Origin of the sequence: Scytonema millei VB511283 (assembly GCF_000817735.3) — a bacterium.
Taxonomy (GTDB): domain Bacteria; phylum Cyanobacteriota; class Cyanobacteriia; order Cyanobacteriales; family Chroococcidiopsidaceae; genus Chroococcidiopsis; species Chroococcidiopsis millei_B.
The window spans coordinates 246966-270609 of record NZ_JTJC03000001.1 but is presented as its reverse complement, the minus strand read 5'-3'; the positions used below and the strand labels follow the sequence as shown (position 1 = coordinate 270609).

17 protein-coding genes are annotated in these 23644 nt (G+C 45.4%); 13 read left to right on the top strand and 4 right to left on the bottom strand.

Going from position 1 to position 23644, the window contains the following annotated elements:
• Window positions 1-10 precede the first annotated feature (10 nt).
• The 3 genes from QH73_RS01215 to rfbF all read right to left on the bottom strand — a co-directional run bounded on the left by QH73_RS01215 (window position 11) and on the right by rfbF (window position 3172).
• A complete protein-coding gene (locus QH73_RS01215) occupies window positions 11-1042 on the bottom strand; it encodes an NAD-dependent epimerase/dehydratase family protein (protein WP_039714916.1) in 1032 nt (343 codons plus the stop codon).
• Between the two features lie 15 nt (window positions 1043-1057).
• Complete coding sequence (gene lhgD, locus QH73_RS01210) at window positions 1058-2287, bottom strand: L-2-hydroxyglutarate dehydrogenase (protein ID WP_039714915.1); 1230 nt, start codon at window positions 2285-2287, stop codon at window positions 1058-1060.
• A gap of 111 nt (window positions 2288-2398) precedes the next feature.
• Window positions 2399-3172 carry a glucose-1-phosphate cytidylyltransferase gene (gene rfbF, locus QH73_RS01205; RefSeq protein ID WP_039714914.1) on the bottom strand — a complete coding sequence of 258 codons (774 nt, stop codon included), beginning with the start codon at window positions 3170-3172 and terminating at the stop codon, window positions 2399-2401.
• Between the two features lie 898 nt (window positions 3173-4070).
• On the opposite strand from rfbF, the gene QH73_RS01200 reads away from it, so the two are divergent.
• The 11 genes from QH73_RS01200 (at window position 4071) to QH73_RS01150 (ending at window position 21502) form a co-directional block, all read left to right on the top strand.
• A complete protein-coding gene (locus QH73_RS01200) occupies window positions 4071-5249 on the top strand; it encodes a response regulator (RefSeq protein ID WP_039714913.1) in 1179 nt (392 codons plus the stop codon).
• A 107-nt stretch (window positions 5250-5356) separates the two neighbouring features.
• Window positions 5357-5719: a response regulator transcription factor gene (locus QH73_RS01195; RefSeq protein ID WP_039714912.1), complete on the top strand. Its 363-nt coding sequence runs from the start codon at window positions 5357-5359 to the stop codon at window positions 5717-5719.
• 62 nt (window positions 5720-5781) lie between these two features.
• Entirely contained in the window at window positions 5782-6360 is a 579-nt protein-coding gene (locus tag QH73_RS01190) for a chemotaxis protein CheW (RefSeq protein WP_039714911.1), read from the top strand.
• A 92-nt stretch (window positions 6361-6452) separates the two neighbouring features.
• The gene (locus tag QH73_RS01185) at window positions 6453-9767 is read left to right on the top strand and encodes a methyl-accepting chemotaxis protein (RefSeq protein ID WP_039714910.1); all 3315 of its coding nucleotides are present in this window, start codon (window positions 6453-6455) and stop codon (window positions 9765-9767) included.
• A gap of 124 nt (window positions 9768-9891) precedes the next feature.
• Window positions 9892-13398 carry a methyl-accepting chemotaxis protein gene (locus QH73_RS01180; RefSeq protein ID WP_039714909.1) on the top strand — a complete coding sequence of 1169 codons (3507 nt, stop codon included), beginning with the start codon at window positions 9892-9894 and terminating at the stop codon, window positions 13396-13398.
• A complete protein-coding gene (locus tag QH73_RS01175; protein ID WP_309476427.1) occupies window positions 13373-17071 on the top strand; it encodes a hybrid sensor histidine kinase/response regulator in 3699 nt (1232 codons plus the stop codon). The genes QH73_RS01180 and QH73_RS01175 overlap by 26 nt, the downstream gene beginning before the upstream one ends.
• A gap of 87 nt (window positions 17072-17158) precedes the next feature.
• Complete coding sequence (locus QH73_RS01170; RefSeq protein WP_039714907.1) at window positions 17159-17674, top strand: chemotaxis protein CheW; 516 nt, start codon at window positions 17159-17161, stop codon at window positions 17672-17674.
• Window positions 17675-17681: 7 nt separating this feature from the next.
• The gene (locus QH73_RS01165; RefSeq protein WP_165587596.1) at window positions 17682-17837 is read left to right on the top strand and encodes a hypothetical protein; all 156 of its coding nucleotides are present in this window, start codon (window positions 17682-17684) and stop codon (window positions 17835-17837) included.
• A gap of 8 nt (window positions 17838-17845) precedes the next feature.
• Complete coding sequence (locus QH73_RS01160) at window positions 17846-19945, top strand: M3 family metallopeptidase (protein ID WP_039714906.1); 2100 nt, start codon at window positions 17846-17848, stop codon at window positions 19943-19945.
• Between the two features lie 38 nt (window positions 19946-19983).
• Complete coding sequence (locus QH73_RS01155; protein WP_165587595.1) at window positions 19984-20130, top strand: hypothetical protein; 147 nt, start codon at window positions 19984-19986, stop codon at window positions 20128-20130.
• Window positions 20131-20437: 307 nt separating this feature from the next.
• The gene (locus QH73_RS01150) at window positions 20438-21502 is read left to right on the top strand and encodes a potassium channel family protein (RefSeq protein WP_039714905.1); all 1065 of its coding nucleotides are present in this window, start codon (window positions 20438-20440) and stop codon (window positions 21500-21502) included.
• 28 nt (window positions 21503-21530) lie between these two features.
• Here QH73_RS01150 and QH73_RS01145 read toward each other — a convergent pair whose 3' ends face one another.
• Window positions 21531-21737, bottom strand: a complete 207-nt coding sequence (locus QH73_RS01145) for a hypothetical protein (protein WP_039714904.1) — start codon at window positions 21735-21737, stop codon at window positions 21531-21533.
• A 292-nt stretch (window positions 21738-22029) separates the two neighbouring features.
• Here QH73_RS01145 and cbiT point away from each other — a divergent pair, with 292 nt between their 5' ends.
• On the top strand, window positions 22030-22632 hold the full coding sequence (gene cbiT, locus QH73_RS01140; RefSeq protein ID WP_039714903.1) for a precorrin-6Y C5,15-methyltransferase subunit CbiT: 603 nt from the start codon (window positions 22030-22032) through the stop codon (window positions 22630-22632).
• 85 nt (window positions 22633-22717) lie between these two features.
• On the top strand, window positions 22718-23605 hold the full coding sequence (locus QH73_RS01135; RefSeq protein ID WP_039714902.1) for a phosphatidate cytidylyltransferase: 888 nt from the start codon (window positions 22718-22720) through the stop codon (window positions 23603-23605).
• Window positions 23606-23644: the final 39 nt, after the last annotated feature.

Sequence of the window (23644 nt, the reverse complement as noted above, 5' to 3'; positions counted from 1 at the left end):
GCAAACAAGATTATTTTGGTTGATTCCAAAAGAAATCTTTATCCAACTGTCCTGTTTGCAATAGATACTCCAATTGCTTCAAGCGAGTAAACCCTCTGGAAGTAAATACATCAGCAGTCATTTGAATTCCACTAAACAACTCAAATAACTGTTTTGCTCCCCGCCGTGCATCCCACTCACACTTAAACCCTGGTAAGGTAGAGTTAATCTTCTCAAAACTGACTCGATAGCTGCGATTATCCGATCCACTGTTACCGAAACTCACTTGACAGCCAGGAAAAGCTTCCGCTACAATTTCGGCGATTTCTCGTACTTGGTAATTGTGTGCCGTATCCCCAACGTTGAAGATTTGATTGTGAATGATGTCCCGTGGCGCTTCTAGGGTACAAATAATCGCTTTACATATATCTAGTGCGTGGACTAAAGGTCGCCAGGGCGTACCGTCACTCGTCATTTTGATTTCCTGTGTCGTCCATGCCAATCCAGATAAGTTGTTCAGGACGATATCAAAGCGCATTCGTGGCGAAGCACCAAAAGCTGTGGCATTTCTCATGAATGTAGGCGAGAAGCTATCATCTGCCATTGCCGTTAGATCCCGCTCTACCAAAGCTTTACACTCGGCATAGGCAGTTTGCGGATTCACAGGAGAACTCTCTGTTACATCACCCTCGGTGGCAACCCCGTAGACGCTGCAAGAAGACATGTACACGAAGCGGCGAATCCCAGCAGCTTTAGCTAAATTCGCTAACCGTACTGAACCTTTGTGGTTAATATCATAAGTAATGTTGGGTGCGAGCTGTCCGGTAGGATCGTTAGACAATTCTGCCATATGAACGATCGCCTCTACACCCTGCAAATCTTCTGTAGTGATGTGGCGAATATCTTTATTTAAGGTTTGAGCAGTCGTATCAGTCCCGTTGTACAACCAGCCAACTTTGTAGAATCCAGTGTCTACTCCTAGAACTTCATGTCCCCGTTTGATTAATAGTGGTGGTAGTAAACAGCCTAAATATCCTTCTGTACCTGTAACTAATACTTTCATTGATAATTATTCTTCCTATACTTTGACTGTGTTTGCCTGGAAGGGGGATTGGGAAATTGCGGCAACAATTGCCTTACCAATCTCTAGCGAAGAGGTAGCAGCTGGGGAAGGAGCATTACAAACGTGCATAGCATTTTTTCCTGGCACGAGTAAGAAATCATCCACTAAACTACCGTCGGCTTTGAGTGCTTGCGCTCTCACTCCCGCGTGAGTTGGCACGACATCTTGTTCTCGCACCTCTGGAATCAATTGTTGTAGACTCCTGACAAAGGCAGCTTTACTCCAAGAACGAACGATTTCCTTAATTCCTTCATCGGCGTGTTTGGCAGCTAGCTTCCAAAAAGCTGGATAGGTTAGCACTTCTGCCAAATCTTTGAAGTCAAAATCTGTTTTGTGGTAGCCTTCGCGCTTGAAACTCAAGACTGCATTAGGTCCAGCGTGAACGCTGCCATCAATCATGCGGGTAAAATGTACGCCCAAGAAGGGGAAAGCAGGATTGGGTACGGGGTAAATCAAGCCTTTGACTAAGTAGCGTTTTTCTGGTACGAGTTCGTAATATTCGCCCCGAAAAGGTACGATTTTGGCTTGGGGATCGGCTCCGCTCTTTTTAGCAATGCGATCGCTTTGCAGTCCGGCACAATTGATCGTAAACTTTGTCTCAAAGCTACCAGAGTTAGTGTCTAGCACTGTCGTGTTGCTCGTATGTCGGATTCGTTCTACCTTAGTACCGAGCTTTAATTCTCCACCCTGAGCTTGAATTATTTCCACATACTTCTGCGCAACCCTTTTGTAGTCAACGATTCCAGTTGTAGGTACGTGGATTCCTGCCAAACAGCTAACGTGCGGTTCGTATTCCGCAACTTCTGCCGCACTCAACTTTCTCACGCCCAAACCATTAGCTAAACCTCTTTCATAAAGATTATCTAGTAATGGCAGTTGTGCGGTAGTCGTGGCAATAATGACTTTGCCGCAAACTTCATGAGGAATATCGTGCTGCTGACAGAACTCTACCATCGAGCGACTGCCTTCTCGACAAAATCTAGCTTTGAAGCTACCTGGTTTGTAGTAAATACCCGAGTGGATTACGCCGCTATTATTCCCAGTTTGATGAGATGCCCAATCGTTTTCTTTTTCTAAAACTAGAATTTTGGCATCGGGATAGCAATCGCCTAACGTCATGGCTGTAGCTAACCCTACTATCCCACCACCAACGATCGCGAAATCATACGTGAGATTATTATTCATGCGATTGAAGTGATTAATATTAGACTGATACAGGCGGGTTTAGCGATCGATCGCCGATCGTTCATCTCAGAATTAAGACATCAACCCACCCCTACTTAACTTTTGACTTGCCTACCATACCTTCCAAGGAGCGTTGCCACTGTTCCAAAGTTCTTCAAGCAGGTGCTTGTCTCGTAGCGTGTCCATCGGTTGCCAAAAACCAGGGTGCTTGTAGGCTGATAGCTCATCCATCTGTGCCAGTTTTTGTAATGGTTCTTGTTCCCAAATTGTTTTATCATCTTCGATCAAATCAATCGTTTCTGGTTCTAGAACAAAGAAACCACTATTGACCCATGCTCCATCGCCATCTGGTTTTTCTCTAAAGCTAGTAATCTTGGTCTGATCTCCTTCCAGATGAATTGCACCAAAGCGTCCTGGCGGTTGACTGGCGGTTAGAGTTGCTAAAGTATTTTGCTCTTTGTGAAATTTGACTATCTCTTTGATATTGACGCTACTCACGCCGTCGCCGTATGTGAAGCAGAAAGTTTCATTACCAATATGTTCTCTAACGCGCTTGAGTCTTCCACCAGTCATGGTTTTATCACCCGTATCTACTAGAGTGACTCGCCAAGGCTCGGCATAACCGCAGTGAACGTTCATTTGATTGAAACGCATGTCAAACGTCACGTCTGACATATGCAAAAAATAGTTAGCAAAGTATTCCTTAATTAAGTATCCTTTGTAACCGCAACAGATAATAAAATCATTAATACCAGAGGCAGAGTAAATTTTCATAATGTGCCACAAGATCGGTCTGCCACCAATCTCCACCATCGGCTTTGGTTTGACGGTGGTTTCCTCACTCAGACGAGTCCCAAGCCCTCCAGCCAGTATGACTGCTTTCATGCAAGCACCTCAAAACTTTGCAGGTTTCCTCTTGTCTTTCCAATCGATTGCTTTGTCACTGTTTTGCTAATTTTATAAACAAGTATAAATTAACCATCTGCGTAACAATAGTAGTATGCAGATTGCTTATATAGTGTAAAGACACAGTAAATATACTTTATGGTATATAAAAACTTAGTAAAGAATTTGTGGAACCAAAGCTAAGTTTGTAAACTTTCTGACCTCGCAAATAACATGCTGTAAATAGCACGGTTGGAAATATTTAATTTGACGCTCCAGACTTCCGCGCGCGGCTAAATAGCGCCGAACCCTCATTCATGCTGTTTCTCAAACTTCTGCTGTCATGCGATCGCCAGCACAAGGTCGAGCGCTTGATAGATCTACTCATACCCTAGCTGGATAGTTGTTCGAGCGCAACTCCGTTGCTGCTCTTCATGTTTGAGCGGCGGGTTGAGACGCGATCGCCAAAATGCAACTTTAATCGAGACTAATACGAGCTGAATCGGCTAACTACAAAAAACTCCTCTTCGCGAGCTTTTATTAGTAGATAAATACCTTTTATGCAGCGAAAAAGCCATTGAGAACACGTACGTGATGCTATTTCGGCTCGATAAATTCAGTATTCATACGGTTACTTGCTACTTTGAGCTAATGTCATGATCGAGGCTACATTATGACGGGAGTTTAATTAGCTTTATTATCAATCGTCTTTCTTGTCTATGTAATGTTTTGAGTTAACAAAAGTTGAAGTCATGATTAAGTAAGTTCAACTGTTTAGCCCCTCTATTCTAAAACTTATTTTTACATTATTACTATTTTTTTTATGAAGCGCGATCTCTTGTTTATACTTCGAGTTTTTCAATGAACGTAAAATTTTCATTAGCCAATAATTTATCTTATGATGACAGAACCGATAGCAAGCAATGATTTTGTCAATCATTTTAACACTTTAAAGCAAGAAAGGTTCAGCGGACAATTATTACTAAAAAGCCCTCTAGAACAAGAATGGATTGTTTATCTATTTCTGGGCAGAATCTTATATGCCTCTGGAGGAAATCATACCGTTAGACGTTGGTATAGAGCTTTAAAATCGCATTGTCCGCAAGTTGATATTCAACAGCTAAAATTATCTGCCGTTCTCTCTAACGCTTCAAATAGCTCGGATAATTGCTGGGAATGCCACTTGCTAAACGCAGGAATCGAGAAACAGCAAATTACTAGAGAGCAAGCGGGAAAAACGATCGCGGCGATTGTCTCTGAAGTCATGTTTGATATTACTCAAGCTACGCACGTCACATATCAGAGCAAGACAGATAACATTGCACTACCACAATTAGCATTACTCGATCCAGGGCAAATACTATCAGAAGTCCAACAAATTTGGCAACTCTGGCAAAAAGCAAAAGTTGCCGATCGCTCGCCAAACAAAGCCGCAGTTATTAACCAACCAGAACAGCTTCAGGAACAAGTATCGCCTGCTGTTTATCAAAATTTAACTAAACTGCTGGACGGACAGCGGACATTGCGAGATTTAGCAGTAGTCATGAATCGGGATGTTAAGGATGTCATTTGTTCTTTACTACCTTACATTCAAGCCGGTTTAGTTGAACTGATTGATATTCCCGATTTAGCGTCGCCAGTCGCTCCAGCAGCGCCAGCCACACCGCCGCCATCCACACCTTCTGGCAAAGGACCACTGATTGCTTGCGTAGATGATAGCCCGTTAGTTTGTCAAAGTATGGAACAAATCTTGACAGCAAGCGGCTACAGATTTTTTGCCGTCCAAGATTCTCTGCGCGCGATCGCTGGTTTGTTGAGCCGCAAACCAGACTTAATTTTTTTAGATTTAGTTATGCCAAATACCAATGGATATGAAATTTGCAGCCAGTTACGTAAAGTTTCGGCTTTCCGTATCACTCCCATTATTATCCTCACTGGAAATGATGGCATTATCGATCGAGTTCGTGCCAAAATTGTCGGGGCTTCAGATTTTTTGAGTAAGCCAGTAGATGCAGAAACAGTGTTATCGGTAACGTCTAAACATCTTAACAGTAATTCTTTAGTAGAAGATCTTTAATATGACTCATTATGAAGTAGCTGTTCTCGTTTGCAATGCCTTAAATCCGATCGCTTGTAATCGATCCAAATACTAGTTTATTTTCATTTGTTCTAGAGGTTGAAGCCATGAGTACAGTTTTAGTTGTCGATGACTCAATGACAGAAATGCAAGTCATCACTAGTTGCTTACAACGCGGTGGTTTAAGCGTTCAAACAGCTACTAGTAGCGAAGATGCTTTAGTAAAAATTAGCAGTCAAAAACCAGATGTAATTATTTTGGATGTCGTGCTACCAGGTCGGAGCGGTTTTGAACTTTGTCGCGATCTCAAATCAGAAGCAGGAACGAGCATGATTCCTGTTGTCATGTGTTCCACCAAAGGTAGCGAAATGGATAAGTTCTGGGGCATGAAACAAGGCGCAGATGCCTATATTACCAAACCTATCGATCAAGAAAAACTACTGCAAACTGTCAAGCAACTGTTGAAATGATTGGAATTAATCTAACGATTGTTTGGCACATTTGCTAGCCAAGAACTGCTAGGAGAGCGGTCATGATATCGGAATTTACAACCAGGGGTGTAGTAGCAGGAAATCCAAATGCAGAAGAAGCTGCTGGCTCAAAACAGCAGTTTTTGCGATTGCATTTACCACCAGATACGACTGCCATATTGCCACTATCCCAAATCGCAGAAGTACTGACCGTACCCACTGCTCAAATCGTACCTATTCCCCATTTACCCGCTTGGGTTATGGGTGTTTATAACTGGCGAGGCGAGATTCTGTGGATCGTCGATCTGGGTCACAAGATCGGACAGGCTCCCTTATACCAACAAGGAACTAGTCGCTCTAGTTACACAGCAGTGGTGATTCACAACGCCCAGCAGGTTGCCGAAAAACAAAGCGATCGTAAAACAGGTAAAAAAGTGCTGGGACTATTGGTCAATCAGGTGGAAGACATGGAATGGTGCAACCCCGATAACATTCAATCCCCTCCCGCGTCTGCTGTCACCCCTGAGTTAGTGCCGTATTTGCGTGGTTATTTTCCCAAGCCGAATGGCGAAATCTTGGTGGTGTTAGATGGCGACTCCATCATCGCTGGAATGCCTCAGTCAAAAACGGAGGTTAGTTGAAATGCTTGAGCTAATTTCATCTGGCATCATTACCAAACTTGCAGGTGAAAGTTTCCGTCTCGCCCCTGATTTCTAAGTTAACGACTTAAACTATGAATTCTCCTTCCCAACCCAACCAAGCTAAAAATACTCATAAGGGTAATTACAACGAGCCTTTTCATGACGATACGGCATTTAACGAGCAGCCAATATCTGACATTGAAAAACAGCCAAATTTTAATCAAAACAATAGCGAACCACAACCGAGCCAGCAACCGAACCAACCTCGCAAACAAGGACTTAGTTTAAGGGTCAAAGCCACAGCTATAGCAGTTGCCCTGAGTACGATTCCTGTGGTGGTAATTGGGGCAACTGATTATTTCTTGACCGATCGACAACTATATAAAGATGTTACGGAAAGTCAACTATTGCAAAATGAAGCTCTAAGTAAAGAGCTATCAAATTTCATGGTTGAGCGGTATGGCGATATTCAAGTACTAGCAAATTTACCAATCCTAGCCAATCCTAAAGTAGTAGCAGTCACAACGCCGCAGGAAAAGCAGAGCTTACTAGATCGATATGTCAATGCCTACGGGGTATATAGCAGCATTGCTATGTTCGATCTCAATGGCGACACTATCTTGCAGTCTACAGGTAAACCAATAGCCAATCACAAAAATGCAGAATACTTTCAGCAAGCGTTGAAAACTGGTCGCCCTTTCATTAATCAACCAACAATCTCGAAATCTACCGGAAAATTAGGTATTGGTGTTGCTGCACCAGTCAGAAATTCTCTGACTAACCAAATCATTGGTGTCGTTCGCGCCCAAATTCCAGTCGAAGCAGTGAGCAAGTTGCTAGAAAAATATGGTGCCAGCGAACAAGAATATTTAGTAATTGATGCTAACGGCAAAGTTTTGGGTTCTCAAGATGCCATGAATTTAGGCAAAGAGGCTAAATCGATCTTTCCTAAATTGCAGCAAATGCAAGCAAAGCCTGCGAGCGGAGCAACAACTGATATTCATACCAATCATCAAGAAGAACACATCTTGACGTATGCTCCTTTTCCAAAAGTAGAGGGAATACCAAATTTAGGTTGGAGTTCCGCAATTGCAAGAGATTCAGCTACAGCATTTGCTGCCCAACGAGGATTATTATTAAACTTCGGTGTTGGTACGGCGATCGCGGCATTTTTAGTCAGCGCGATCGCTGCTTACTTAGTTAACCGCGCCACTCGTCCCATTTTAGACGCGGCGGATGCAGTGGAGAAATTGGGTCAAGGCGAGCTAGATACTCGTTTGACAGTAGCGGGAGAAGATGAACTGGCAGTCTTGGGAACCAACATCAACCAGATGGCAAGTCAGTTACAACAACTCCTCCAAAATCAAACTGCCCAAACTCAACAAGCTAACTTCCTCTCAGAAATTGCCTCTGCCCGCGACGGCGGCTCGGAAGATTTAGAAACTGTCTTCAGCCAAGCAGTACAGGGAGCCAGAGAACTTTTACAAACAGATCGAGTCGTCGTTTATCGCTTTAATCCCAATGGGAGTGGCTACATTGCCGCTGAATCAGTCTTACCTGGTTTGCCACGCGCCCTCGACAATAATGTTGACGATGCATGTATTGGCGAACGCCTGCTGGAAGAATATAGGCGCGGTCGCGTCGTTCCTACCAGCAACGTCATGGCGGCTGGTTTTCATCCAGAACACCTGCGGCTAATGGAACGATTGCAAATTAAAGCCAATTTGGTCACGCCAATCTTGAAAAACGATCAGTTGTTTGGCTTATTAATTGCCCATCATTGCCAACAAACCCACATTTGGCAGCAAGAAGAAATTAACTTCCTCAAGCAGCTAGCATCTCAGTTAGGGATTATCTTAAATCGCTTATCATTTCTAGAACAAAAGCAAGCTGTGGCAGAGCGAGCCTCAATGGTGAAAGATATCACCATTAAACTGACTCAAGGACTTGGCGTGCGAGAAATTATGGACACTGCGGTGCAAGAACTGCGCCAAGCGCTGAATAGCGATCGCGTCATCATTTATAGTTTCAACGAGCAGTGGAAAGGTAGAGTGATTGTTGAATCTGTAGGCGAAGGTTTTCCTAAAGCTCTGGGAGCAGATATTGACGACCCCTGTTTTGCCAAAGGTTACGTAGAACGCTATCGTCAAGGACGAGTGCAAGCAACAGAAAATATATACGATGCGGGACTAACTGATTGTCATATTGCTCAGTTACAACAGTTTGCAGTCAAAGCAAACTTAGTTGCTCCCGTGATTCGTAGTGGCGAACTTTTGGGTCTATTGATCGCTCACCAGTGCGATGCTCCCCGTAAATGGCAGCAAGAAGAAATTGCCATGTTTTCCCAGGTCGCTACCCAAGTAGGACTCGCGCTCGATCGCGCCTCTCTGTTAGAGCAGCAACAGAATGCCAGAGAATTCTTACAGCGCCGCGCTTTAGAACTGCTAATGGAAGTCGATCCCGTCAGCCGAGGCGACCTGACGATCCGCGCTAACGTCACCGAAGACGAAATCGGGACGATCGCCGACTCCTACAACGCGACAATTAACAGCTTGCGGAAAATCGTCACTCAAGTACAAACTACTGCCAAACAGGTAGCTCATACAACGACTAGTAACGAACGATCTGTCGGCGAACTATCTCAAGAAGCCCTACGACAAACTGAAGCAGTGACTGCGGCTTTGGAGCGGATTCAGCAAATGTCAGATTCAATTCTTGCTGTAGCTAGTAGTGCCTCCCAAGCGGAAGCAGCAGTGCAGCAAGCAACTCAAACGGTGGCAGAAGGCGATACAGCCATGAACCGGACTGTGGACGGGATGATGGCAATTCGACAAACGGTGGCAGAAACCTCTAAAAAAGTGAAGCGATTGGGTGAATCGTCCCAAAAGATCTCGAAAGTTGTCAACCTGATCGGTACATTTGCCGATCAAACTAACCTACTAGCGCTTAACGCTTCTATTGAGGCGGCTCACGCGGGAGAACAAGGACGAGGATTTGCGGTGGTAGCTGACGAAGTGCGAACCCTAGCACGGCAGTCGGCAGAAGCAACGGCAGAAATTGAAAACTTGGTGAAAGATATTCAGACAGAGACAAACGAAGTTGTAGCAGCAATGGAAGCTGGTACGGAGCAGGTGGTGACGGGTACTGTACTCGTGCATGAAACGCGGCAAAATCTGCTCAAAATTACGGAAGTGAGCCAACAGATTAGCGAACTCGTAGCGGCGATCGCTTCTGCTGCGGCGTTGCAATCTCAGACATCGCAAGTCGTAACGGCAACAATGACAGATGTAGCCGCGATCGCCGACCGCACTTCCAACGAAGCAACTGTAGTATCTGCGGCATTTAAGGAACTCTCAACGCTGGCGCAAGAACTACAAACTAGCGCCAGTCAGTTCAAAGTTAGTTAGGAGTGAGTAACGTTGTTGGTTAATTGTTAATGGTTGATAGGGTAATTGCAATCAACTATTAACCATCAACAATTAGCACTACTCCCTACTCCCTACTCCCTACTCCCTCGAAAATGTATCAGCTATGCTAAATTCTCGCCTCAAACAAACTTCCCAAGTCTCAAACTCTGAGGTCAAAACATCCTCGCAGCCACCGCGATCGCCACAGAAATCTGCTATTGGCAAGCAGCGTCGCGATCGACCGTGGAATAATTTTAGCTTTCGCACCAAGCTAACTCTATTGTTGATGTTGAGTGCGGCACTACCTATAGTCGTGGTAACGCAGAGAAATGCTGCTGTGACGCGACAAAGAGAAATACAGAACGCTCAAACATTTTTACAAAAAGCTCAAGCTAGTTTCTTATCTAACTATGCCACGTGGGTTGTTACAGAATCAGCTACAGAAGCAAATACGATTGCCGAAGTCGTACAAGCGATGAAGGTTGACCTACGCGATGGGCAGCAAATAGTAACTCAGCGCCAGTTTCTCAATACCTTTTTAGGCAAATTTAGCGTCACAGATGGTAGTGGTTCTGTAGAAAAAAATATCCGCGTCATTGTAGATGCTGACGGAAAAACAGTAGCTCAAAGTATTCGCACCTTATCCGAAGAATATTTAAACTTAGCCGTAGATAAAGTAGAACTCAATCCTCCCTACCGCCGAGTCTCTCTCCCAAATGGTATCAATTTAGGGGATGTGCCGATTGTCCAACACGCTTTGCGATCGGGAAAAGTTTTAAGCGGTCTAGAACTCATTAACAGTAATGTTCTCAAACGCTTAGGGCAAGATAAGCAGGCAAATATTGGTATTCGTCCCCAACCGACAGCAGGTTTACCACTAAGCAAACAACCCTCTTCCAATGGAACCTACAACATTGATGCGGGGAAAATGGGATTGGTAGGGATGGCAGTACAGCCAATTCTAGCAGGTAAAAAAGTCGTAGGTGCTGTCATTGTCGGTTCTGTAATCAACCAAGCTCCAGGGCAGGTAGATAGTTTTAAAGACTTTGAAAAAGTTTCCTTATCAACAATCTTTGCTCAAGACTGGCGAGTGACAACTACTGTCCCTTATACAGACGGTAAATCTAGAGCAATTGGTACGCGAGCTGCAAGAGAAGTTGCACAGACAGTCCTAGATCGGGGGCAAGAATTTAACGGTCAGACAAACATCTTGGGGCAAACGTATCTCACAGCATACAGTCCTCTGTACGACCATGAAAAGATTTTGCATCCAGACAAAGCTAAGCCTGTTGGCATGGCTTTCGTCGGTACACCTTTGGATGAAATAGAAGCTCACATTCGCGAACAGCAACTTTTCGCCTACGGTGTGTCTGGAGGCATGTTGCTGTTAATTGGTTTAGTTGCAATTCCAGTAGCAGGCTCTTTTTCTCGACCGCTCAAACGCTTAGCGAGTTTCGCACAACAGATTGGGATTGGAGAGACTGCTACGAGACTGGAAGAAACCAGCGATCGCCACGATGAAATTGGCATTCTCTCGCAAGAATTGAATCAGATGGCAGCTAATATTGAAGCCAATCTGGAAGCTCGTCGCCAAGAAGCAAAGTACGCTCAATTTTTTGGCGACTTAGCAGCAAAAACGCGAGATTTTCAAACAGTTGAAGACGTGTTAGCTCATATAGTCAAAGCTACCCGTGATGCATTACAAGTAGAACGAGTAGTAGTCTATCGCTTCCACCCCGATTGGAGTGGAATAGTTGTTGCCGAGGCAGCCATACCTGGTTTACCGTCTTGCCTTAACACGACGATCGCCGATACTTGTATGCAGGCAAATAAAGCCGAAGAATACAAGAAAGGTCGAGTAAGGGCGATCGATGATATTTATCGAGCCGGCTTTACTGATTGCCACGTTCAATTACTCGAAAGATTGAAAATTAAAGCGAACTTAGTTGCACCAATTATTAAAAACGACGAGCTTTTTGGTTTAGTCTTTGCTCAATACTGTTCAAAATCTCATCGTTGGGAGCAAGCAGAAATTAATTTTCTAGAGCGCTTAGGATTGCAATTAGGGTCATCTTTGCAGCGGCTGGATCTCTTACAAGAACAACAAGATGAAGCTAAGCGCAGCGAGCTACTAAAAGATATCACGCTCAAAATTGCTCAAATCAATAACCTACAAGATGTACTGAATGTTGCTACTGATAATATCCGGCAAGCGATCGCCACAGACCGAGTAGTGATTTACGGTTTAGATCCAACTAACTGGAAGGGGACGATTATAGCTGAGTCGGTGGCTAATGGTTTTCCAGTAGCAATGGGAGCTGAGATTGAAGATCCCTGCTTGAGAAAAGGTCAAGTAGAACGCTACAAAAAAGGGCAAGTAACAAGTATTAGCGATATATACAAAGAACCGAGAGTGACTGCTTGTTATCGCAAACAACTCGAACAATTTAGCGTCAAAGCAAATTTAGTCGCGCCAATTGTGCAGGGCGATCGGTTATTTGGTTTATTAATTGCTCATCAATGTTCTAGTGCGCGTGTTTGGCAGCAGCAAGAGATGGACTTTTTCCGGCAATTAGCAACGCAAATTGGCTACGCTCTCGATCGCGCATCTCTGTTAGAGCAGCAAAAGAATGCTAGAGAGTTCATGCAGCAACGCGCTTTAGAACTATTGATGGAAGTCGATCCCGTCAGTCGCGGCGACTTAACAGTACGCGCTAACGTCACCGAAGATGAAATCGGCACGATCGCCGACTCTTACAATGCCACAATTAACAGCTTGCGGAAAATCGTGACGCAAGTACAAACTGCCGCTCAACAAGTAGCCAGTACGACAACTAGCAGCGAACGATCTGTGGGCGAACTATCTCAAGAAGCACTGCGACAAACCGAGGTCATGACTGCGGCATTAGAGCGAATTCAACAGATGTCCAACTCAATTCGTGCCGTAGCAGCAAGTGCTTCTCAAGCAGAAGCAGTCGTGCAACAAGCAACTCAAACAGTAGCAGTGGGAGGTACGACGATGAACCGTACCGTTGAAGGAATGATGGCAATTCGGGACACGGTGACAACAACCTCAAAAAAAGTGAAGCAGTTGGGTGAATCGTCTCAAAAGATTTCTAAAGTCGTGAACTTGATTGGTAGATTTGCCGCTCAAACTAACTTATTAGCATTAAAAGCTTCTATTGAAGCTGCCCGTGCTGGAGAAGAAGGACGAGGATTTGCCGTACTAGCTGATGAAGTGCGCGTCTTGGCACGGCAATCAGCAGAAGCAACCGCAGAAATTGAAAGTTTGATTGCCAACATTCAGGCAGAGACAAACGAAGTGGTAGCAGCAATGGAAGCTGGTACAGAGCAAGTTGTTTCTGGAACAAAGCTAGTCGATGAAACTCGTCAAAGCCTGAACCAAATTGCTACGGCGAGTCAACAGATCGGCGAACTCGTAGCGGCGATCGCTTCTGCTGCGATATTGCAGTCCCAAACGTCTGAAGTCGTGACTGCCACAATGACAGATGTAGTGGCGATCGCCGACCGCACTTCCAATGAAGCAACCGTAGTTTCCAGCTCCTTTAGAGAACTCTCAGCACTAGCACAAGAACTGCAAGCTAGTGTCAGCCAATTCAAAGTTAGTTAGTGGTGCGCTCTTGCGTGGTGCGTGGTGCGTGAGAAGAGATATCAATTTATCTTCCTCAACTTCCGACTCCCCAGTACGGGCGGGTTTTGAACCAAGATTTATTGCCTCATCCGTCAAGCTTGCGCTAAACCCGCCCCTACGACTCCCTGCTCCCTGCTCCCTACTCCCTACTCCCTACTCCCTATTCTGTATGGCGATCGACTCTGATATTCGCGACCAGGCTTATCAATTCTTCATTCAAGAAGCTCCAGAGCTATTGCAGCTCATTGAAGAGGAATTGCTGACGCTCAGAACGGAACGCAGCACCGCCAAAGTCCATAACATGATGCGGGCTGCTCACTCAATTAAGGGAGGAGCGGCGAGTGTTGGTTTAGACACGATTAAAACCCTAGCTCATAGCCTAGAAGATATCTTTAAAGGGTTGCACAACCCAGAGTTAGATATTAATGCCGAAGTAGAAGGCTTGCTGTTAGAAGCTTATGACTGTCTGCGCCTGCCATTAATCGAGCAGATTGAGAACGGTCAGTGCGACAACGAGCAGGCAATGGCAACAGCAGAACCAGTGTTTGCCCGGATCGAATCTAGTATAGGAAATTTCTTGAAAGGAGCGGCGGAGTTACCTAGCTCTGTCGATCTAGGGGTAGATATTGCACTCTCGATTTTTGAGGTGGATGTTGCTCAGGGAATCGAGCGACTCTCGGCTGTCATTACCGATCCTACAGGTAAAGAAATTGCGGGAGAATTGCGAGCGCAAGCAGAAGTATTTGCAGGTATTGCCGAGTTGTTAAACCTGCCAGGATTCGGAGCGATCGCCTCTACTGCAATCGCCGCGAGCGAAGCTCATCCAGAGCAAGCTTTACAGATCGCTCAACTCGCTCTAGCTGACTTTGAGGCAGGTAGACAAGCAGTCATGGCAGGCGATCGCACATCTGGTGGCAATCTCTCCCCAGCTTTAGCAGCACTGGTAGAGGCAGCCGCTCCAGCCGTTTTCAACATGCCTGTAGACGATGTTTTTGGCGCTTTGGCGGAGGTAGACTTAGCATCTATGCCATTGCCAGTAATTCCTGAATCATCGGTTGAAGACATATTTGGCACATTAGATGCCATAGGAGATTTGACAGCAGTTCCAACTGCACAAACATCTTTAGAGAATGTATTTGGTACGTTAGTAGAAACTGATGTCCCCGTAACACCGCTCGCTACCCCTGCTACTACGCCCGAAACTACTGCGCTTCCCAGTCTAGACGATATTTTCGGTAGCATCGGTCAAGACAGCGCGATCGTAGATGCATCGCCAAATGCTGCACCTCAAGCAGATCGTACCTCTATTCCATCTCTAGATGATATTTTTGGTGACTTGAAATTAGCAGAAGAGCCAGCTGCGCCTGCTGTCGTTGCTGCTTCTGAGCAAAAAGCCGCGAATCGCATCGATCGGGAAAGTCCGTCAGACGCAATTCAATCTGTCGAACAGATATTTGGTAATCTACCACCACTAGAGGATCTCGCTCTACCCACTGGGCGATCGACTTCTATAGTACCAACCACACCCAAGTTACCGACAGTTGCAGAAAAAAGTACCGCGATTGCTCCCAGCAATCCAGCTCCGCTTAAAATTTCTGGGGCAGCACGCCAAGCACCAGAAACAAGCAAAGCTGGTAATAAGGCTGCTACTCCTCAACTATCTCAGCTTTCAGTGCGCGTTGACTTAGAGCGACTGGAACGGATGAATAATTTAGTTGGTGAATTGGCAATTAACCGCAACAGTCTCGCACTGCAAAACGATCAAATGCAAGCAATTATCGTTGCTTTACTGCGACGTTTTGCTAAATTCAGACAAATCGCTCATAACTTGCGAGATTTTGCCGACCAGATGTTAGTCGCTCCTCAGAGCTACAGAGCGTTAACCAGTAGTACTGTAGGAAAATCTAATTCTGAAAATGTCACTGCGATCGCACCTACAGGACTTGCCGCATTCGGTCAAACGAGCTTTGATTCTTTGGAGATGGATAACTATGGCGAGCTACACTCCCTGGTACAAACCACTCTAGAAGAAATCATGCAGTTAGAAGAAACTGTAGGTGACGTGGTGTTACTGGCAGGACAATCTAGTCAAACGCTAGAAAGACAACGCCAAATGCTGGGTCATTTACGCGATGACTTGATGTGGGCGAGGATGTTGCCTTTGAGTGAAGTTCTCAACCGTTTCCCACGCATGTTGCGCGACTTATCGAATTCGTACAACAAACCAGTAGAACTTAAGTTAAATGGAACGGGGGTTTTAGTAGACCGAGCCGTGCTGGAAAAACTCAACGATCCGTTAGTACACCTAGTTCGCAATGCTTTCGATCACGGGATCGAAATGCCAGAGGATCGACAGCAGCGGGGCAAACCAGAGCAAGGGACGATTGAAATTCGTGCCTATCACCAAGGTAGCCAGACCATGATTGAAGTGCGAGATGATGGACGGGGTGTTAACCTAGACCGGATTCGAGCAAAAGGTATAGACATGGGGTTATTAACTCCAGAACAAGCCGCCGTTGCGGAGCCATCGCGGTTGTTAGAATTGCTATTTGAACCAGGATTTTCTACGGCAAGTCAAGTCAGCCAGCTGTCCGGTCGAGGTGTAGGACTGGATGTGGTGCGCGACCAATTGCGATCGCTTAAAGGTAGCGTGACGCTGAACTCCGAACCAGGGCGCGGCACTGCCTTTACCTTACGAATTCCATTGACATTATCGATCGCCAAACTACTCGTTTGCTTTGTCGGCTCCACTGCTCTGGCTTTACCCTCAGACAGTATTGCTGAAATTTTAATTCCCCAACCCGATCAGGTGAGAGTCAGTAGTGGCAAGAGATTTTTGCATTGGCAGGGTCATATCGTTCCTGCCTATCACCTATCCCAACTACTTCAATATTCTTGTCCGTTACCGGAGACTCAGCAAAATCAGAGTTTGGCAACTGTGCCTACCCCTGATGACTGGGCAGCACCGATTCTGTTGTTAGAACAAGACGACCAGCTGATTGCTATTGAAGTCGATCGCTTGGTTACAGAGCAAGAACTCGTCATTAAACCTTTCAGTCCTGCGATCGCGCCACCAATATATATTTATGGCTGTACGATTTTAGGTAACGGTTGTTTGATCCCAGTCGTTGACGTATCTGGGCTGTTGCAATCCTTCTTTGGCGACGGACGGCGCGTCGGTGATGTTGGCGCTCTACCCAGCTTGCCTGTTGCGGAACTGTCAGATGATAGTAGTTCTACTCCATCAGCTCCCCCAGTTAAAACCGTGACTCCAACTGTGCTGGTGGTAGATGACTCAATTACCGTAAGGCAGACTTTGGCACTGACTCTACAAAAAGCTGACTATCGCGTTTTACAAGCTAGAGACGGTCGGGAGGCAATCAACCAACTACAACAAAATCTACACATTATCCAACTTGTAATTTCCGACGTGGAAATGCCAAACATGAATGGCTTTGAGTTCCTCAGCCATCGCAGGCAAGACCCGCAACTCTCAAAAATTCCTGTGGTAATGCTCACGTCCCGTAGTAGCGAGAAGCACCAACAGCTAGCTAAACACTTAGGTGCTAAACACTACTTCACCAAACCTTACATCGAGCAAGAATTCCTAGCAGCCGTTAAAGAACTCTTGGCAGAAGGTGTTGCTCATTAGTCAGTGGTCATTAGTCATTTGTGCGCGATTGGGAGCTAGGTTCTTCCCTACTCCCTACTCCCTACTCCCTACTCCCTGTTAACTGATATGGCAAGCGCTCTAGTTAGATCGAAAATTCAAGGTACAGGACAGATTGCTCAAGAAGCAGCTACGTCCATCAAAATTGTGATGTTTCAAATGGGCGAATTTAACTTAGCTTTGCATATTAATAGCATTGTAAAAGTACTACCACAGACAGTAGTTTATGGTAGCGGGCAACATGGAGTCGGATTGATTCATTTGAGCGATCGCGAGGTCACGGTGGTCGATCTCCAGCGGCGACTATTTCAGTCTAGCGGCAATCTCGATCCGGCAAAGCGGGGTTATTTGATGCTCGTCCAAGACAGACAAAGAGAACTTTATGCCATTCCCGTCGCTCAAGTTCCTACTTTGATGGACGTACCCTTGTCTTGCGTGCGCGTTTTGCCAGAGTCTTACCGCAATGCCGATATATTCGGCTTTGCAACTCACGTAGCCGTGATTCCGGCAACAGAACCACCGCTGACAATATTTATGTTAGACGTGGATCAACTGCTATTAGTTAGGAATGTAGAAATTGTCTAGGTGAGTAGTGAGGCGAGAAGTAAGACGCAAGAGGCGAGAAGTAAGACGCAAGAGGCAAAAGGCAAGAACTCAGTTAATTCCGACTCCTGATTCTTACGGCATTCAACACTCGGCGGTAGTTGTAGGTGTTAACGATAATGGAGGTAACACTAATACAAAGTAGAACCGCTTATGAGTGCGATCGCTACAGTTGACAATCCTTTATTAAAAGGTCAGGGATTGCCACCATTTGCAGATATTCAGCCAGAGCATGTAGTTCCAGCCATGACACAACTGCTGGCGGAACTAGAATCAGAACTAGCGAATTTAGAAGCAAACGTTACGCCAACCTGGAGTGGGTTGGTAGAACCCATAGATCGCTTGTCAGAGCGCTTGCGCTGGAGTTGGGGTATTGTCGGGCATTTGATGGGCGTAAAGAATAGCCCCGAATTGCGGACAGCTTACGAAACCGTACAGCCGCAAGTTGTAGAGTTTTACAATAAATTTAGTCAGAGTCAGCCGCTTTACGAAGCTTTTAAGGCGCTGCGAGCCAGCGAAGTCTGGGATACCTTAGTAGATGCCCAAAAACGGATTGTAGAAGCAGCAATTCGAGATGCTGAGCTATCGGGCGTAGGTTTAGCAGGAGAGCAACGCGATCGCTTTAATGCGATTCAATTAGAGTTAGCCGAACTTACCACCAAGTTTTCTAACAACGTTTTGGATGCAACCAAAGCTTTCAGCCTGACGCTGACATCACCAGATGAAGTAGAAGGCTTACCTCCTAGTTGGTTGAGTCTAGCAGCTCAAGCTGCCCGTGCCGCAGGAGAAGAAAAGGCAACACCGGAACACGGTCCTTGGCGCGTGACGTTGGATTTTCCCAGTTACTTGCCTTTCATGCAGCATGGCAAACGTCGGGATTTGCGAGAGAAACTATATAGAGCATTTATCAGCCGCGCTTCCTCTGGGGATTTAGATAATACTCCATTAATTGAAAAGATTTTACAACTACGACGCGAAAAAGCCAATTTGCTTGGGTTTAATAGCTACGCAGAATTAAGTCTAGCCAGTAAAATGGCTCCCAGCGTCGAGGCAGTAGAGACTTTATCAGAAGAATTGCGACGCGCTAGTTACGATGCTGCAAAGCAAGATTTAGAAAACTTGAGAACTTTTGCTGCCTCTAAGGGAGCGCCAGAAGGCAGCAACTTGCAGCATTGGGATATTGCATTTTGGGCAGAACGCCAACGAGAAGAAAAATTTGCTTTTAGTGCAGAGGAATTGCGTCCCTACTTCCCCTTACCCCAAGTCTTAGACGGATTATTTACTCTAGTCAACAAGCTATTTGGGGTGACTGTGACTGCTGCTGACGGTCAAGCTCCAGTTTGGCATGAAGATGTGAAATATTTTCAAATAGCCGATGAAACAGGAGCAGCAATTGCCTATTTCTATTTAGATCCATACAGCCGTCCGGCGGAAAAGCGAGGCGGTGCGTGGATGGATGATTGTATTGGTCGGGCAAAAATGACAACTCACGAGGGTACAGTTGCCACCCGTAAACCCGTAGCTTATTTAGTATGCAACCAAACTCCTCCAGTCGATGGCAAGCCCAGCTTGATGACTTTCAATGAAGTAGAGACTTTATTCCACGAGTTCGGTCACGGGCTGCAACACATGTTGACTAAAGTAGACGATGCAGGGGCAGCTGGGATTAATAACGTCGAATGGGATGCAGTTGAGCTACCTAGCCAATTTATGGAAAACTGGTGCTACCATCGAGAAACCTTGATGGGAATGGCGAAGCATTACGAAACTGGCGAGACTTTGCCAGAGCATTACTATCAAAAACTCATTGCTGCCCGCAATTATATGAGTGGTAGTGCAATGCTGCGACAGTTACACTTCGGTTTAGTGGATATCGAACTGCACCATCGCTATCAGCCCGGTGGTACGGAGACAGCCAGTGACGTACGCCAGCGCATCGCCAAGACGACAACCGTATTACCACCATTACCAGAAGATGCCTTTTTGTGTTCTTTTGGACATATTTTTGCTGGCGGATACGCTGCGGGATACTACAGCTACAAATGGGCAGAAGTCCTGAGTGCTGATGCCTTCGGTGCATTTGAAGAAGCTGGATTAGATAATCCCCAGGCACTGACTGAGACTGGGAAACGATTTCGCAATACCGTGCTGGCTTTGGGTGGTAGCCAACATCCAATGGATGTGTTTAAATCCTTCCGAGGTCGAGAGCCGAGTACAGAGCCTTTGTTAAGGCATAGTGGTTTGGCTGCTTAATCAGTTATCAGTGACCAATGACCAGCATTTGTTAACAAATGCTGGTCATTGTTTGTGTTCTAGCTGCTAACTTTTTCGTTGATAGCAATTTTCAATTGGATAAAACACACGACCGTAGGGGCGCACGGCTGTGCGCCCCTACAGATGTCACGCACGCAATCGAGAATTGCTATGAAGCTGTCTAGATCGAAAGGTTGCAGCGCAGTGGCAGCTGATGCTGACAAATTGGGGCTAGCAAATTGGGGCTAGAAATAAGAGTATCTATAGTCACTATTCCCTCCTCAATCAAAAATTTATTTTTTAAATTTCTGCTGCCAATTTAGCGGTAATGTCCAAAACTTTCCATCGCATCCGGCTCAGATCGCACATAATCTAAACTAGCTCAGAAATCAGTTATCAGTTGTCAGTTATCAGTGGTAATTGGCAATGGGTAATTGGTAGTTGGTAGTTGGCAGTTCTCATTTTTCTTACCCCTCACCCCTAATCACTCTCTTGTACTCAACCCCAGAGAAAAAATATCGTCGAATTCAAAAAGAGCTACTAGCAGGGGCGATCGCGCTTGTAGGTGTCTTGCTATTGGGGACTCTATGGTATCGCTTTGTAGAAGGTTGGTCGTGGGAAGATGCGGCTTACATGACTGTGATTACCTTGGCTACAGTCGGTTATGGTGAAACGCGACCGTTAGGCGATCGCGGACGATTATTTACCATCGGTCTAATTTTAATGGGAGTGATTACGATCGGTTATATCGTCAATCGCTTTACAGAAGCTGTAATTCAAGGGTACTTTCAAGAAGGAATTCGACTGAGGCAACAGCGGCGGTTAATGGAATCGCTCTCTGGACACTACATCTTATGTGGATTTGGGCGCACGGGACAGCAAATTGCCCTGGAATTTCAAGCTGAAGGGGCTAATTTTGTCACGGTTGACTTAGATGATGCTTCGGTGGAAAAAGCACGGCAGCTCGGTTATGTAGCAATCCAGGGTGATGCGACATTAGACGATACTCTGCTGCAACTGCGAATAGATCGAGCGATTTGTCTAGTTGCGGCACTGCCTTCTGATGCTGAAAACCTCTATACAGTGCTGTCAGCCAAAACCCTCAATCCGCAAATTCGAGCGATCGCCAGAGCTAGTACGAGAGAGGCATTACAAAAGCTGCAAAGGGCGGGAGCTGATGCAGTTGTATCTCCCTATATCACGGGGGGTAAACGCATGGCAGCAGCGGCATTAAGACCCCAAGTATTAGATTTCGTCGATGGCATCCTCACGGGAGCAGACAGGGAACTGTATATGGAGGAATTTCGCCTCGATCCAGTAGTGTGTCCCTGCATCGGTCAAACTTTGAGAGAAGCAAAACTGCGATCGCAAACTGGAGCGCTAATTTTAGCAATCCGCCGCGTCGATGGAACTCTAATTGGTGGTCCCACGGCAGACACTACGTTAATGGCAGGTGATTTATTGATTTGTATGGGAACGGCAGAGCAATTGCGTCAGCTCAACCAAATTTTGGGACCAATTCGCCCCCAGCAGCTCCCGCGTCCGCCCAAGCATTAAATGTGGGTTGCTGGATAACCGTTTCTCATTAGTCCAATTTCAAAGCATTAACTGGCACGTCGTCCCACGATTCTACCGTTCGCAGTCTGGCTTCCCAACCAGATTCTTTTTGCATCTCGGTCAAATTTTGTTGGTAGGATTCGTGACAAGCTTGTGCTTGCGTTTCGTCACAGCAAGCGATGCAGGCGTGTATCATTCCAGACGGATCGATCTGCTCGTTAACCCAAATTGTCATCTTGCCTCTGGTGTAAACTGACGCTGACTCGAAGTTGACATTTGTTAGCTTAACCTGTTGTACCCTTTCGTTAACCACCAAATTTCCCAATCTTCGCTAGCAGTTTTCGCCTGCTTACTCCTCACGACTTAACAACAGACAAGGGAAAGAGGTAAGGAGTGCAGAACTTCTCTCATCACCACTCACTCCTCACTCCTCACTTTATGTATAAAAGTGCGAGTGATGTTAAGTTCTTATTGTTGAGAGCTTTCCTTTACTGCTGGGGCAAGCTGATGTCATTCATCTAATTTCTATGCCTTCCCAACTCTGGCCCTATATTACACCAGGTATCCCTGACGATTTATTCGAGCGCTTGCCAGGAATTCCCTTGAGTAAGCGGGAAATTCGGTTATTGCTGATTTCTCAACTGCGGTTACAACCAAACTCCTTGGTGTGGGATATTGGCGCAGGAACAGGGACAATTCCGGTTGAAATTGGCTTGTTGTGTCCGAAAGCCCAGATTATTGCTGTTGAGCGAGATGACGAAGTTGCTAGCTTGATCCGTCGCAACTGCGATCGCTTTAATGTGAAAAATGTTGAAGTCGTAGAAGCTAGCGCCCCAGAATGCTTACCCAATTTACCTCAAGCTCCGCACCGAGTTTGTATTGAAGGTGGTCGTCCTATCAAAGATATTCTCAAAGCTGTTTGGCAATATCTGCCGCTACAAGGTAGAGTCGTTACCACGGCTGGTAATTTGGAAAGTTTATATGCTATTTCTCAAGGTTTAGCTGAGTTACATGCTAGAAATATCGATGTCGTCCAATCATCTGTCAATCGCTTAGAGCAAAAAGGTAATCAGCAAATCTTTGCTGCTGTCGATCCTATTTTTATTTTGAGTGGAGAAAAGCTAGACTAATCCCATCCGATTTTAGATTTTAGATTTTGGATTGAAGTCAAAGTCTGTAATCGAAAGTTCCAAATCCTAAATCCAAAATTGCTCTATGCCTTGGTCTCGAATTATTAGTGGAATTATCGCGATCGCTCTTGCCCTAACTGCCAGCGTCTTAGGAGGATGGTATTTTACCTTTATGTTTATGGCGATTGTTTATTTGGGTCAACTGGAATATTTTGAATTAGTTCGAGCCAAGGGAATTGCACCTGCTGCGAAAACAACGATCGTTGTCAGTTTAGCTTTGCTGGCGATCGCTACGGTTTCTTCCAGCTTAGCAGATGCCGTGATGCCAGTAGCAGGAACGTTTATTTGTTTCTATCTCCTATTTTTACCAAAATTAGCCTCGATCGCCGATATTTCTACTTCTATTTTGGGACTATTTTATTGCGGTTATTTACCTAGTTATTGGATTAGATTGCGATCGCTTGGTAATCATGCTGTGAGCAATATTCCATTCGATGGCTATTTACCAGATATGAATACAATTCATCTGGTCAAGCAAGGAAATTTTGCAGCTTTACCGCAAGGTTTGACAGTCACTCTCCTAGCTTTCTTTTGTATTTGGGCGGCTGATATTGGAGCGTATACTATTGGTAAATTTTTCGGACGCACTCGCCTTTCTGATATTAGTCCCAAAAAAACTGTGGAAGGGTCTGTATTTGGAGTTGCTGGTAGTATAACTGTAGCAACGATTGGTAGTTGGTTGCTTCATTGGGCTGGTTCGCCTTGGACGGGTATAGCTTTAGGCTTATTAATTGGGATTACCAGCTTATTAGGCGATCTCACGGAGTCCATGATGAAACGCGATGCTGGGGTCAAAGATTCAGGACAATTAATTCCAGGTCACGGGGGTATCCTCGATCGCGCCGATAGTTACGTTTTTACTGCTCCATTAGTTTACTATTTTGTCACTTTGTTGTTGCCGTTATTAGATTGAGTGGTAATTGGTAATCGGTAATTGGTAATCGATCGCAGA

Excerpts from the sequence above, each read along its gene's own strand:
- QH73_RS01195 (WP_039714912.1), top strand. The coding sequence starts at position 5,357 with ATGAGTACAGTTTTAGTTGTCGATGACTCAATGACAGAAATGCAAGTC.
- QH73_RS01135 (WP_039714902.1), top strand. The coding sequence starts at position 22,718 with ATGCCTTGGTCTCGAATTATTAGTGGAATTATCGCGATCGCTCTTGCC.
- QH73_RS01200 (WP_039714913.1), top strand. The coding sequence starts at position 4,071 with ATGATGACAGAACCGATAGCAAGCAATGATTTTGTCAATCATTTTAAC.
- QH73_RS01180 (WP_039714909.1), top strand. The coding sequence starts at position 9,892 with ATGCTAAATTCTCGCCTCAAACAAACTTCCCAAGTCTCAAACTCTGAG.
- QH73_RS01155 (WP_165587595.1), top strand. The coding sequence starts at position 19,984 with ATGCTGGTCATTGTTTGTGTTCTAGCTGCTAACTTTTTCGTTGATAGC.
- QH73_RS01160 (WP_039714906.1), top strand. The coding sequence starts at position 17,846 with ATGAGTGCGATCGCTACAGTTGACAATCCTTTATTAAAAGGTCAGGGA.
- QH73_RS01145 (WP_039714904.1), bottom strand. The coding sequence starts at position 21,737 with ATGACAATTTGGGTTAACGAGCAGATCGATCCGTCTGGAATGATACAC.
- lhgD (WP_039714915.1), bottom strand. The coding sequence starts at position 2,287 with ATGAATAATAATCTCACGTATGATTTCGCGATCGTTGGTGGTGGGATA.
- QH73_RS01185 (WP_039714910.1), top strand. The coding sequence starts at position 6,453 with ATGAATTCTCCTTCCCAACCCAACCAAGCTAAAAATACTCATAAGGGT.
- cbiT (WP_039714903.1), top strand. The coding sequence starts at position 22,030 with ATGCCTTCCCAACTCTGGCCCTATATTACACCAGGTATCCCTGACGAT.
- rfbF (WP_039714914.1), bottom strand. The coding sequence starts at position 3,172 with ATGAAAGCAGTCATACTGGCTGGAGGGCTTGGGACTCGTCTGAGTGAG.
- QH73_RS01170 (WP_039714907.1), top strand. The coding sequence starts at position 17,159 with ATGGCAAGCGCTCTAGTTAGATCGAAAATTCAAGGTACAGGACAGATT.
- QH73_RS01190 (WP_039714911.1), top strand. The coding sequence starts at position 5,782 with ATGATATCGGAATTTACAACCAGGGGTGTAGTAGCAGGAAATCCAAAT.
- QH73_RS01215 (WP_039714916.1), bottom strand. The coding sequence starts at position 1,042 with ATGAAAGTATTAGTTACAGGTACAGAAGGATATTTAGGCTGTTTACTA.